The sequence below is a fragment of the Gandjariella thermophila genome, from assembly GCF_005405885.1.
Lineage (GTDB): Bacteria > Actinomycetota > Actinomycetes > Mycobacteriales > Pseudonocardiaceae > Gandjariella > Gandjariella thermophila.
In genome coordinates this window covers 145180-157204 of the sequence record NZ_BJFL01000002.1, presented here as the reverse complement: position 1 = coordinate 157204, position 12025 = coordinate 145180, and the positions used below count along the sequence as shown (strand labels likewise).

Genomic DNA, 12025 nt, shown 5'->3' with positions numbered 1-12025 from the left:
TGGATGGCCCTGAAGGCGACCGTCGACATCGCCAGTTCTCGGCTGGACGCCGAGGCAGCGCCGCTGGTCGACGCCCTGGTCGCCGACCGGGTGGCCACCCGGCTGGCGGCGGCGGACCCCACGCTGTGGGGTCCGCCCGCCCGGGACGAGGCCGGCATCCGGTTGTCCTGGACCACCCTGCACAAGACGTCCCGGCCGCTGTTCGCGGAGATCGAGGCGCTGCGCGCGGAACTGGCCGCGGACGGCGTCGACCGGGTCGTGCTGGCCGGCATGGGTGGTTCCGCCCTGGCCCCCGAGGTGATCTGCGCCACCGCGGGTGCGCCGCTGGTGGTGCTGGACACCACCGATCCCGGTCAGGTGGCCGACGCGCTGGCCGGTGACCTGACCCGCACCGTACTGGTGGTGTCGTCCAAGTCCGGGTCGACCGTGGAGACCGACAGCCACCGGCGGATCTTCGAGCGGGCCTTCGCCGCGGCCGGCGTCGACCCGGCCAGCCGGATCGTGGTGGTCACCGACCCCGGCTCGCCGCTGGAGGCGACCGCCCGCGAGGCCGGGTACCGCCGGGTGTTCCTGGCCGACCCGCACGCCGGGGGCCGGTACTCGGCGCTCGCCGCGTTCGGGCTGGTGCCCGCCGGGCTGGCCGGCGCGGACGCGGCCGCCCTGCTGGACGAGGCGGCCGCGGTGGCCGGCGACCTGGCCGAGGACAGCCCGAGCAACCCGGCGCTGCGGCTGGCCGCCGCGCTCGCCGCGGCACACGCGGAGGGCGCGGACAAGGTGGTGTTCGCCGACACCGGTGGTTGCGGCGCCGGCCGCGGCCGACCGGTGCTGCGGGTGCACCTCACCGACCGGCTGGCCGGGCTCGCTCACCTCGTGAAGGCGGTGCAGGAGCTTTCCTGAGCATCGAAAGCCACAAGCGACGAGGAGTTTCCATGACCGTGCCCAGTCGTGGCACCCCCGACGACACCGCGGCACTTCCCGACCCGATGGCGGTCGCGCTCGAACTCGCGGAGAAGGGGGAAACCCCGTGACCACGCAGGTATGGCGCAACCCGCTGCGGGACGAGCGGGACAAGCGGCTGCCGCGCATCGCGGGACCGTGCAGCCTGGTGATCTTCGGTGTCACCGGTGACCTGTCCCGCAAGAAGCTGATGCCCGCCATCTACGACCTGGCCAACCGGGGCCTGCTGCCGCCGGGTTTCGCGCTCACCGGCTTCGCCCGGCGCGACTGGGCGGACGAGGACTTCGGCAAGATCGTGTACGAGGCGGTGCGGGAGCACGCCCGCACCCCGTTCCGCGAGTCGGTGTGGCAGAGCCTGTCCGAGGGCATCCGGTTCGTGCAGGGCAGCTTCGACGACAACACTGCCTTCGAGAACCTGGTGAGCACCATCGAGGACCTGGACCGGGTCCGCGGCACCGGTGGTAACCACGCCTTCTACCTGTCCATCCCGCCGGGCGCGTTCCCGGTGGTGTGCCAGCAGTTGGCCCGCTCCGGGCTGTCCGCGCAGAACCCGGACCAGTGGCGGCGGGTGGTCATCGAGAAGCCGTTCGGGCACGACCTGGCCAGCGCGAAGAGCCTGAACCAGATCGTCAACGAGGTCTTCCCCGAGGAGTCGGTGTTCCGCATCGACCACTACCTCGGCAAGGAGACCGTGCAGAACATCCTGGCGCTGCGCTTCGCCAACCAGTTGTTCGAGCCGATCTGGAACTCGAACTTCGTGGACCACGTGCAGATCACCATGGCCGAAGACATCGGCATCGGCGGTCGCGCGGGCTACTACGACGGCATCGGCGCGGCCCGGGACGTGATCCAGAACCACCTGCTCCAGCTCCTCGCGCTGACCGCGATGGAGGAGCCGGTGTCGTTCCACCCGAGGGCGCTGCGCACCGAGAAGACCAAGGTGCTGTCCGCGACCACCCCGGTCGGGCCGTTCGACGAGACCACCGCCCGCGGCCAGTACCTGGGCGGCTGGCAGGGCGGCCAGAAGGTGCGCGGCTACCTCGACGAGGAGGGCATCGCCGCGGACTCGATCACCGAGACATTCGCCGCGATCACCCTCGAGGTGAACACCCGCCGCTGGGCCGGGGTGCCGTTCTACCTGCGCACCGGCAAGCGGCTGGGCCGCAGGGTGACCGAGATCGCGGTGGTGTTCAAGCGGGCGCCGCACCTGCCGTTCGACTCCACCGCCACCGCCGAGCTGGGGCAGAACGCCCTGGTGATCCGGGTGCAGCCGGACGAGGGCGTGACCATGCGGTTCGGCTCCAAGGTCCCGGGCACCGCGATGGAGGTCCGGGACGTCACCATGGACTTCGGCTACGGGCACGCGTTCACCGAGTCCTCGCCGGAGGCCTACGAGCGGCTGCTGCTCGACGTGCTGCTCGGCGAGCCCTCGCTGTTCCCGGTGAACGAGGAGGTCGAGCAGTCCTGGGAGATCCTCGACCCGGTGATCAAGCACTGGGAGAACAACGGCAAGCCCGAGCCGTACCACTCCGGCACGTGGGGTCCGGAGTCGGCTGACGCGATGATGGCCCGCACCGGCCGGCACTGGAGGCGGCCGTGAGCGCCCGCCGCGCCGCAGACGCCGATCCAGCGACGTCGGGCCGCCAGGCCCGGCCGAGCGATCGGCCCGTCCCTCCCTGGCCGGCGCGAACGATTCGAGTCAACACCGTGAGCGATCGGTCCGCACTTCCCCACCCCGCTCGATCAAGGGAATCAATCGTGAGTGATCGGCCGCTCCTGTCCGTCCCGGCGCGCGCAAGGGAGTCGACACAGTGATCCTCGATCTGCCGTCCACGACGACCTCTCAGGTCAACCGCAAGCTCGTGGAACTGCGCGAATCCGGCGGCGCCGTAGCGCTCGGCCGGGTGCTCACCCTGGTCATCGTCACCGACGACGGGTTCCGCACCGAGGAGGCCATCGACGCGGCCAACGACGCCAGCCGCGAGCACCCGTGCCGGGTGATCGTGGTCGCCCGCGGCACCAAGAAGGCGGCGCCCCGGCTGGACGCGCAAATCCGGGTCGGCGGTGACGCCGGGGCCAGCGAGGTGATCGTGCTGCGCCTCTACGGGCCGCTGGCCGACGAAGGCGCGAGCTGCGTGGTGCCGCTGCTGCTGCCGGACGCCCCGGTGGTGGCCTGGTGGCCGTTCGACGGGCCGTCGGTGCCCTCCCAGGACCCGATCGGTCAGCTCGCCACCCGGCGGATCACCGACTCGGCCGCCGAGCGGAATCCGATCAAGGCGCTGGAGCAGCGCCGGAAGTCCTACGCCGAGGGCGACACCGACCTGGCCTGGACCCGGCTGACCACCTGGCGCGCGGTGCTCGCGGCCGCGCTGGACCTGCCGCCGCACGACCGGGTCACCGGCGCGTCGGTCACCGGCGAGGCCGACTCGCCGTCCACCGACCTGCTCGCCGCGTGGCTGGCGACGTGCCTGGGGATCCGGGTGAGCCGGGCCAAGGCGACCTTCGGCGAGGGCATCGTGACGGTACGCCTGGAACGGAAGTCCGGGCCGATCGAGCTGGTTCGCCCGGACGGTCGCATCGGGACGCTGACCCAGCCGGGGCAGCCGGACCGTCGGGTCGCGTTGCAGCGCCGCCAGGTACGCGACTGCCTGGCCGAGGAGCTGCGCCGGCTGGAGCCAGACGTGATCTACGAGACCACGCTGCAGGGACTCGGCCGCGTCGTCCGGGCCCGGGCCTCCGCGTCCCGGTCGACCGCCAAGGCCGCCGAGAAGTCCACCGGGAGCGGCGGATCCGACCCGAAGACCGCCGCGAGGAACCCGGCCGAGTCCACCGGGCAGTCCACCGGGAGGACCACCGCCGGGGCGGCGGCGAAGTCCGGCGCCGAGCCCGGCAAGGGCGGTAAGAAAAACGGCGGCAAGACCAAACCCAAGGCGAAGGCCAAGGTCGCCGGCAAGTCGGCGAACCGCTCGGAGGCGTCGAGTTCGGCCGGTGCGGATGCGGCGCAGGCCAACGGCAGGCACCCTGCACCCAAGCCCGCGCGACGGGCGAGCAGGCGGCTGGCGGAATCGGAGGCGGGTGCCACGTCGTGAGCAAGCCACAGGTGATCGTGCACGCCACCGGCGAGTTGCTCGCCGCCGCGGTGGCCGCGCGGTTGGTTACCCGGCTGGTCGACGCGCAGGCCGCGCGCGGTTCGGCCTCCCTGGTGCTCACCGGCGGCCGCACCGGCATCGCCGTGCTGGAGCAGTTGCGGACGGCTCCGGCGATGGGCGCGGTCGACTGGTCCCGGGTGGACCTGTACTGGGGCGATGAGCGGTTCCTGCCGACCGGCCACCCCGACCGCAACGAGACCCAGGCCCGCGAGGCACTGCTGGACCACGTCGCCGTCGACCCCGGGCGGGTGCGGGTGATGGCCGCCTCCGACGGGGAGTTCGGCGACGACCCGGAGGCGGCCGCGGCCGACTACGCCCGGGTCCTCGCCGACGCGGCCCGGCCGGAGGACCACGGCTCGGTGCCGTCGTTCGACGTCTGTCTGCTCGGCGTCGGCGAGGAGGGGCACACCGCGTCGGTGTTCCCCGCGTCCCCGGCGGTGTACGAGACCGAGCGGTCGGTGGTGGCGGTGCGCAACTGCCCCAAGCCGCCGCCGACCCGGGTCAGCCTCACCCTGCCGGCGATCCGCCGCTCGGCCGAGGTGTGGCTGATGACCACCGGCGAGTCCAAGGCGGCCGCGGTCGCCATGGCCCTCGGTGGCGCCGGTGAGGTGCAGATCCCCGCCGCCGGGGCCCGTGGCCAGCGCCGCACGCTGTGGTTGCTGGACCGGGCGGCCGCCGCCAAGGTCCCCAAGACGCTGGTGCCGCCGCTCGCCTGACCACCCGCTGGTGGGGCGGGCCGATTGCCGGCGCGCCCCACCCGGACTCACTCCGCGTGCGCGCCGCTCTTCGGGCCCTCGACCCGCTTCTCGGCCTGCTCGTGGCCCTCCTTGTTCTTCTCCACGGCCTCGTGGCCCTGCCGCCCCAACTCCACCCCACCGGCCGGTGGTAGGTGGTCACCGGTGCCGTGCATGTTGAACTGCTCGTTCAACCCATCCTTGGCAGCCCACTTCATGTATTCGCCCCACGGGTCCTCGGCGTGCTCCCGCACTTCCTTTGGGACCGCGTTCTTGATCTTGCTGCCCAGTGAGTGGCTGAGGTCGTCCCCGGCATGGATCCACCCCTCTCTGCCGCCCTTGACCCTGCCCGCGAACCTGCCGGCCCGGCCTGCGAACTGGTCCACCTTGACGCCTGTGACCTTGGCGAACCGGGACAGCTTGGCGGCAAGCTCCCCGACGCCGTGCCCGAGCTTGGAGAGCTTGCCGAGCAGGGTGCCCAACTTCTCCAGCACCTTGGCGATCCGGCTGGCGCACCTGCCGGCGAGGATGCTGCCTTCCGCGACGGCGTCCGCGATGAACGCTGCCACCGAGCCGCCGAGGGTCTCGATGGCGCCCGCGGCGGCGATCAGCGCCCGCTCGATCATCTTCCCGATGAACGTCGAAATGAGATCGCGAATAATGCCGCGCTCGGTGCCCACGAGGACGCCGGCGATGGTGATCCCGCCGGCGACTCCGCTGGCGGCCTCGGCGAAGCCGCCGATTTCCTTGATCAGTTCCTCGCCCTGCTTGCGGTAGCTCTCCGCGGCCTGGCCCTCCCACCGCGGGATGTCACTCTTGAGCGAGTTCTCGTAGTCCTCCGCGCACTTCTTCAGCTCCGCGCCGATGTTGGTCCACGTGTTCGCCTGAGCCTGGACCGCCCCGGGGTCACCGGCCAGGATGTCGAGCGGCTTACGGAGAAAGGAGAGGTGTTCGATCAGCCATCCGACGCCGGCCGCCAGCAACCCGCCGAGCGGGTCCTCGGCGAGCGACAACGCGTCGAAGGCGACCGCCACACCGTTCATCCCGACTCCGAGGCCGTCACCGTCCTCGATGGACTTCGTGGTGTTCGCGATGTCGGAGACGATGCCGGAGCCGTCGAAGTTGGACGTCCAACTCGACGGCGGTGCTTCGCCCTTCAGGTCGGGCAGGGTCTCGGCGCCCATCAGTCGTCACCCCCGGCGAACAGGTTGGTGTTGTCGGTCTCGGTCCCGTGGTAGGTATCGCCCGTCTCCTGCAGCCCCTTGCTCACGTCCCGGACCGACTCGGCGGCTTTGCCGAGGGTTTGCGCCATGTTCTGCGACTCCTGACGGCAGCCGAGCGCGAACGCCTGCCCGACTATTCCGAAGGTATGCAGGCCGAAGTCGACCTCGCTCCCGAACCGCTGGCAGTTCTGCACCCGATCCGCGAGCCGGCCGACGTTACCGGCGTGGTTGTGCAGTTCCTCCACCACCACTTTGATGTCAGTCATCAGCGATCACCTCAGAATCGAACCGGGTTCGTCCTCTTCGCCCGCCGATGGCCGTCGGGGAGGCGGTCCCGAATGCCCGGCAGCGGAACCCTGATCGGCCGCCGGAATCTGGCTTTCCAGGAAGGCCATCGCCTCGCTGTCCCCGATCAGCGGCTTCACCGCCTGCGCCATCTGCTGGGCGACCTGCCGGTGTGCCTCCTGCGCTGTGCGGAGGATCACCTGGGCAAGCTGGGCATGCGTGAGTTGCCCGGCTCGGGGCGTGATCTCCAGGTTCTTCAACGCACCCGTCGGTCCCACCGTGACCCGCACGGCGCCGTCCGGACTCTGCGCGGCCGCGGTCGCCTCCCGGATCCGTTGCTGGGCCTCCTGGGCGCGGCCGAGCCGCTCCTGCGCTTCCTGTTGGTATTCCCGCAGCCACGTGTTGGCGTCCATGCGGCTCCTCCCTGCCGAGCGTGCGGCCTACCTTATCCGGCACCGCTGCGACGCTCGGTGGGTTCGTTTGGTTCCCACGCCTTTCGACGTCCTGTCGACCAAAAAGGACATAGCGGAATTTCTTGGGGCAACGAGACATCTGGGGTCGACTGCTGGGACCGTGGCCGCGTCGGAAGCATCGTTCAGTACGGTTACGCCGTGCCTCGCCCCTACGTGTTCGACGGTGTTGCCCAGGGTCCCGCGCCGGACGCGGTGGTCTACGACTTTGGCCGGCTCGGCTGGCGCTCGGTGTTCGTCGCCGGCGGAACCGGCTTCTTCTTCGGCGGCTCCGCGCTCGCCTACGTCATCGCGCCCGAGACCGTGGCAGTCGGCGGTCACGCCAGCACGATCGAGCGGGTGCTAGCCGGCTTCTTCGCGGTGGTGTTCCTCCTGGTCGGCCTCATCGGCGTGCTCGTTATTCCCTCCATCACGAGGAAGTACTTCGGGTTGGCGGTTGACGAGCGCGGCTTCTGGTGGCGCGACAAGAGTGAGAATGTGCTGTACCAGATCCCGTGGCAGGAGATCCGCTCAGTCGGCGGCAGCGCGGCTCGGGCGACCCGGTCAGGGCAGCCGGGCGGAACCACCTCGGTGGCCAACTACATCAGCATCTACTTCGCCGACCCGCACATCGTGGCCCGATACCCGGACCTGAAACGTGCCCGGGGGTACGTGAGCCTGATCCCCGAGGGTGGCCCGCTCACCAACCCGTCACGCCTGCGGCTCCGCGTCCAGCTGATGCCGTTCGCCGGCCTCTCCAGAAAGATCAGGACCGCCGTCGAGCGTTTCGCGCCGCAGCTCTGGACGGGGTGACGGATGACCGGTCGACACGCGTTCCCGCACGTCGGTGGCCCACCGTGATCGAAGGATTTCTGTGTGCTTCGGCTTCCGGCGCGGCGGATCGGCTTTGCCGAGTTCAGCGCGGATAGGCCGAGTGGCTGACCAAACAAGCGCCGGGTCGGCGGTCGCGCGCGCGTGTGTGCTCCTGCACATTTCCTGAAAAAGGACAGCTCCTATTCGGCTTCCCGCGCGTCAACCCTGAAAGAGTTGTCCGGACTCGAGGGAGGTCACGCCGTGCCGCACCAGGCCCCTCCGCCGGCAGGAGATCACCGGAGGTACCGCGGGTTACCGCGGTCGCTCGTCCACCCCGCCGAAGCGATGACGAGTTCTTCCCTCACGCCGTCCGCTGTCCCCCGGGTCGCTCCGAAGGTGGCCGGTTCGGCACTGGCCATGCGGGGCCTGACGGTCAATGGCCGGCCGGTCGCCGCCGCGGCGGAGCGGTCGGCGGGTCGACGCCCCCCGAGAGACCTGTCCCGCCTCCGTGGACCGGCCCTGGACCTGGGTTTCGTTCTCGGCGCGATGCTGGATGTGTTCCTCAACCCGCCGCGCGAGGCCGAGCCGTACATGCATGTGCTCTCCGGGCTGGCCTGTGTCGCCCTGGTGCTGCGCCGGCGGTTTCCGTTCGCGGTCACCCTGGCCACCGTGCCCGGCTTCCTCACCGGCTGGTCGGAGCTGGCCGCGATGATCGCGCTCGGCACGCTGGCCCGACGCCGACTGTGGGGCTGGCAGACCGCGGTGGGCGCGGTGCTCGTCGCGTTCTGCCGATTCATGCGCTGGCCACCGGCGGAGTTCGTCCAGCTCGAGTGGCGCCAGCACCTGCTCAACCTCATCTACGGGTGCATCGTCGCCGGCATGCCGGTGGCCCTCGGGCTGCTGCTGGCCGCACGGCAGGAGCTGTCCAGCCGCATCCGCGAGCTGGCCGCCAGCCGGGAACGGGAGCAGCAACTGCACGCCCAGGCTGTCCGGGCCGAGGAACGGGCCCGGCTGGCCCGGGAGATGCACGACCTGGTCTCCCACCAGGTCACGCTGATCGCGATGCAGGCGGGCGGGCTGCAGGTGGCCGCCCGGGACGAGGACACCCGGCACGCGGCGCGCACGATCCGGGACCTCTCCACCCGAACGCTGGACGAGCTGCGCCAGCTTGTCGGCGTGCTCCGCACATCGCCCGCCGAGGACGGCGAGTCGCCGGGCCTGGACCGGCTCGGCGACCTGGTGCGTGGCTGCGACACCGAGGTGTCGGTGCGCGTGGAGGTCGCCGTCGAGCAGCTACCGCCGGCGGTGTCCGCCGCCGGTTACCGCACGGTGCAGGAGGCGCTCACCAACGTGCGCAAGCACGCGCCGTGCGCCTCGGCCACCGTGCTGGTGCGTGCCGAGGACGGGTGGCTGCTGGTCGAGGTGCGCAACACCGCCCCGCACCGGGCACCGGCCGCGCCCCTGCCCTCGGGCGGGCACGGTCTGATGGGCCTGCGGGAACGCGCCGCCCTACTGGGTGGGACGTGCCAGGCCCGCCCCACCGAGGACGGCGGCTTCCTGGTCCGCGTGCGGCTGCCGCTCCCGGGCGGGAAGGGCTGACCGGCGCCGATCGCCGGAACCACGGGCGCGGGTCGAAGCGGCCGGTGGGCCGGCGCGGCGCTCAGCCCTCGCCGCGCTGCGAGCGCAGCCGGTTCAGCGCCTCGGCCAGGATGGCCTCGCCGTCGGCGTCGCTGCGCCGCTCCTTCACGTACGCCAGGTGGGTCTTGTACGGCTCGTTCCGGGGCGGAGCCGGCGGGTGCTTCTCGTCCCGGCCCGCGGGCAGCCCGCACCGGGGGCAGTCCCACACCTCCGGCTCCTCGGCGTCCAGCACGAACGCCGGGCGCGACTCGTGCCCGTTCGCGCACCAGTACGAGACACGCCGGCGCGGCGCCGACTCGCCGCGCTCGGCCTCACCCATCGGGCCAGCGCCCACCCGGGTACCGCGGATCGCGTTACCACCAGCCATCGACCCTCACACCCCCACCACAACAGAGGTTGACCACGAACCACGGAGTTCGATCGATCGGACGCCCCCTCGTGGGGGTACTAGCCGATCTTGACGAGCAGGCCGATCCCGACCAGCGAGATCAGCCACACCAGGCCGACGAACAAGGTCAGCCGATCGAGGTTCTTCTCCACCACGCTGGAGCCGGCGAGGCTTGACTGCATGCCGCCACCGAAGAGCGAGGAGAGCCCCCCGCCACGGCCGCGGTGCAGCAGCACGAGCAGCACGAGCAGCACGCTGGAGAGGATCAGCAGGATCTGCAGAGCGAGCTTCATCTCTTCCTCACTGTCGGCCGGTTGGCAACACAGGTTACCCGGTCGGCCACCGTGGGTGGGCAGTCAGGTCAGGGCAGGGGCCCGCCGGCGGCCAGGGCGCACAGCTTGGCGAACTCGTCACCGTCCAGGCTGGCGCCGCCGACCAGGGCGCCGTCCACGTCGTCCTGGGCCACCAGCTCGCTGATGTTGCCCGACTTCACCGACCCACCGTAGAGAATCCGCACCGCGCCGGCCACGTCGGCGCCGTACTTCTCGGTGAGCGTGGCGCGCAGCGCGGCGCACACCTCCTGGGCGTCCGCGGGCGTGGCCACGCGGCCGGTGCCGATCGCCCACACCGGCTCGTAGGCCACCACCACGTCCCGCACCTGCTCGGCCTTCAGCCCCTTCAGGCCGGCGATCAGCGAAGCGGTGCAGTGCTCGACGTGGCCGCCCTGCTCGCGGACCTCGACCTTCTCGCCGACGCACAGGATCGGGACCAGGCCGTGCTTGAGCGCGGCCTTCACCTTGCGGTTGACCAGCGCGTCGTCCTCGGCGTGGTACTCCCGGCGCTCGGAGTGGCCGACCACCACGAACGTGCAGCCGAGCTTGGCCAGCATCGCCCCGGAGACGTCCCCGGTGTAGGCGCCGGAGTCGTGCGGGGACAGGTCCTGCGCACCGTAGCTGAGCAGCAGCTTGTCCCCGTCGACCAGCGTCTGCACGCTGCGGATGTCGGTGAACGGCGGCAGCACGGAGACGTCCACCTTGTCGAAGTACTTCTCCGGCAGCGCGAAGGCGATCTTCTGCACCAGCGCGATCGCCTCGAGGTGGTTGAGGTTCATCTTCCAGTTGCCGGCGATCAGCGGGCGGCGGGCCATCGGGGCTCCTTCCGTGGTACGCGGGCGGTCAGGACTCCAGCACCGTGACGCCGGGCAGGTCCTTGCCCTCCAGGAACTCCAGGGACGCGCCACCGCCGGTGGAGATGTGCGAGAAGCGGTCCTCGGGCAGGCCCAGCGCGCGCACCGCGGCGGCCGAGTCGCCTCCGCCGACCACGCTGAACGCCGGGGAGGCCAGGATGGCCTCGGCGACCGCCCTGGTGCCGCCGGCGAACGCGGCGAACTCGAACACGCCCATCGGGCCGTTCCAGAACACCGTGGCCGCGTCGGCCAGCTTGTCCGCGAACAGCTTGCGGGTGTCCGGGCCGATGTCCAGGCCCTGCCGGTCGGCCGGGATGGCGTCCACCGCGACCACCTCGTGCGGGGCGTCCGCGGCGAACTCGGTGGCCGCCAGCACGTCGACCGGCAGCACCAGCTCGACGCCGCGCTTCTCCGCCTCGGCGAGGAACCCGGCAACCTGGTCGAGCTGGTCGGATTGCAGCAGCGACTTCCCGACCTCGTAGCCCTTGGCCTTGAGGAAGGTGTAGGCCATGCCGCCGCCGATGAGCAACCGGTCCACCTTGGTCAGCAGGTTGGCGATCACGCCGAGCTTGTCGGACACCTTGGCGCCGCCGAGCACCACCACGTAGGGCCGCTTCGGGTCGCCGGTGAGCGTCCGGAGCACCTCGACCTCGGCGAGCACCAGCCGGCCGGCGTACCGGGGCAGCCGGTGGGCAACGTCGTAGACGGATGCCTGCTTGCGGTGCACCACGCCGAAGCCGTCGGAGACGAACGCGCCGTCCCGGCCGACCAGCGCGGCAAGCTCGTCCGCCAGCTCGCCTCGCTCGGCGCCGTCCTTGCTGGTCTCCCGAGGGTCGAAGCGGACGTTCTCCAGCAGCACCACCGAGCCCTCGTCCTGGGCGCCGACGGTGGTTCGGGCCGAGCTGCCGACCACGTCGCTGGCCAGCGTGACCGGGGCGCCGAGCAGCTCACCCAGCCGGGCGGCCACTGGCCCCAGGGAGTAGCGCGCGTCGTGCTCCCCCTTGGGCCGGCCGAGGTGCGCGGCCACCACCACCCGGGCGCCCGCCTCGGTGAGCGCCTTCAGGGTGGGCAGCGAGGCGCGCACCCGGCCGTCATCGGTGATCGTCGTGCCGTCCAGCGGGACGTTGAGGTCGGCGCGTACCAGCACGCGCCGACCCCGAACGCCGTCCGACAGCAGGTCGTCGAGCGTCTTCACGGTGTCCT

At 71.4% G+C, this 12025-nt stretch carries 12 protein-coding genes and 1 pseudogene; 6 read left to right on the top strand and 7 right to left on the bottom strand.

What is annotated here, in order from left to right; all coding sequences use genetic code 11:
• Positions 1-3 precede the first annotated feature (3 nt).
• The 4 genes and pseudogenes from FFT21_RS02715 to pgl all read left to right on the top strand — a co-directional run.
• Positions 4-795: pseudogene (locus FFT21_RS02715) on the top strand (phosphoglucose isomerase-related protein); the annotation flags it as partial.
• A gap of 229 nt (positions 796-1024) precedes the next feature.
• Positions 1025-2557 carry a glucose-6-phosphate dehydrogenase gene (zwf, locus tag FFT21_RS02710; protein WP_137812115.1) on the top strand — a complete coding sequence of 511 codons (1533 nt, stop codon included), beginning with the start codon at positions 1025-1027 and terminating at the stop codon, positions 2555-2557.
• Between the two features lie 211 nt (positions 2558-2768).
• Positions 2769-4046: a glucose-6-phosphate dehydrogenase assembly protein OpcA gene (gene opcA, locus FFT21_RS02705; protein ID WP_137812114.1), complete on the top strand. Its 1278-nt coding sequence runs from the start codon at positions 2769-2771 to the stop codon at positions 4044-4046.
• Complete coding sequence (pgl, locus tag FFT21_RS02700; RefSeq protein ID WP_137812113.1) at positions 4043-4822, top strand: 6-phosphogluconolactonase; 780 nt, start codon at positions 4043-4045, stop codon at positions 4820-4822. The genes opcA and pgl overlap by 4 nt, the downstream gene beginning before the upstream one ends.
• A gap of 47 nt (positions 4823-4869) precedes the next feature.
• Here pgl and FFT21_RS02695 read toward each other — a convergent pair whose 3' ends face one another.
• From FFT21_RS02695 to FFT21_RS02685, 3 genes are read right to left on the bottom strand one after another with little or no spacing between them, the layout of a single operon-like run.
• Positions 4870-6024, bottom strand: a complete 1155-nt coding sequence (locus FFT21_RS02695) for a hypothetical protein (RefSeq protein ID WP_137812112.1) — start codon at positions 6022-6024, stop codon at positions 4870-4872.
• Positions 6024-6329 (bottom strand): WXG100 family type VII secretion target, encoded by a 306-nt coding sequence (locus tag FFT21_RS02690; RefSeq protein WP_137812111.1) that lies wholly within the window; start codon positions 6327-6329, stop codon positions 6024-6026. Before FFT21_RS02690 ends, FFT21_RS02695 begins: the two co-directional genes overlap by 1 nt.
• A 6-nt stretch (positions 6330-6335) precedes the next feature.
• On the bottom strand, positions 6336-6761 hold the full coding sequence (locus FFT21_RS02685) for a YbaB/EbfC family nucleoid-associated protein (protein ID WP_137812110.1): 426 nt from the start codon (positions 6759-6761) through the stop codon (positions 6336-6338).
• Positions 6762-6959: 198 nt separating this feature from the next.
• Here FFT21_RS02685 and FFT21_RS02680 point away from each other — a divergent pair, with 198 nt between their 5' ends.
• Positions 6960-7610, top strand: coding sequence for a hypothetical protein (locus FFT21_RS02680; protein ID WP_137812109.1), 651 nt, complete (start codon positions 6960-6962; stop codon positions 7608-7610).
• A gap of 417 nt (positions 7611-8027) precedes the next feature.
• On the top strand, positions 8028-9209 hold the full coding sequence (locus FFT21_RS02675; protein ID WP_137812324.1) for a sensor histidine kinase: 1182 nt from the start codon (positions 8028-8030) through the stop codon (positions 9207-9209).
• A 61-nt stretch (positions 9210-9270) separates the two neighbouring features.
• Here the strand turns inward: FFT21_RS02675 and FFT21_RS02670 are convergent, their stop codons facing one another.
• From FFT21_RS02670 to FFT21_RS02655, 4 genes are all read right to left on the bottom strand, one after another.
• A complete protein-coding gene (locus FFT21_RS02670) occupies positions 9271-9615 on the bottom strand; it encodes an RNA polymerase-binding protein RbpA (RefSeq protein ID WP_137812108.1) in 345 nt (114 codons plus the stop codon).
• 80 nt (positions 9616-9695) lie between these two features.
• Positions 9696-9929 (bottom strand): preprotein translocase subunit SecG, encoded by a 234-nt coding sequence (gene secG / locus FFT21_RS02665; protein ID WP_137812107.1) that lies wholly within the window; start codon positions 9927-9929, stop codon positions 9696-9698.
• 68 nt (positions 9930-9997) lie between these two features.
• Positions 9998-10783, bottom strand: a complete 786-nt coding sequence (gene tpiA, locus FFT21_RS02660; protein WP_137812106.1) for a triose-phosphate isomerase — start codon at positions 10781-10783, stop codon at positions 9998-10000.
• A 28-nt stretch (positions 10784-10811) separates the two neighbouring features.
• Positions 10812-12017, bottom strand: a complete 1206-nt coding sequence (locus FFT21_RS02655) for a phosphoglycerate kinase (RefSeq protein WP_137812105.1) — start codon at positions 12015-12017, stop codon at positions 10812-10814.
• Positions 12018-12025: the final 8 nt, after the last annotated feature.

Coding starts and splice junctions, on each gene's coding strand:
- FFT21_RS02675 (WP_137812324.1), top strand. CDS start 8,028: ATGCGGGGCCTGACGGTCAATGGCCGGCCGGTCGCCGCCGCGGCGGAG.
- secG (WP_137812107.1), bottom strand. CDS start 9,929: ATGAAGCTCGCTCTGCAGATCCTGCTGATCCTCTCCAGCGTGCTGCTC.
- FFT21_RS02695 (WP_137812112.1), bottom strand. CDS start 6,024: ATGGGCGCCGAGACCCTGCCCGACCTGAAGGGCGAAGCACCGCCGTCG.
- FFT21_RS02690 (WP_137812111.1), bottom strand. CDS start 6,329: ATGACTGACATCAAAGTGGTGGTGGAGGAACTGCACAACCACGCCGGT.
- tpiA (WP_137812106.1), bottom strand. CDS start 10,783: ATGGCCCGCCGCCCGCTGATCGCCGGCAACTGGAAGATGAACCTCAAC.
- FFT21_RS02670 (WP_137812108.1), bottom strand. CDS start 9,615: ATGGCTGGTGGTAACGCGATCCGCGGTACCCGGGTGGGCGCTGGCCCG.
- FFT21_RS02685 (WP_137812110.1), bottom strand. CDS start 6,761: ATGGACGCCAACACGTGGCTGCGGGAATACCAACAGGAAGCGCAGGAG.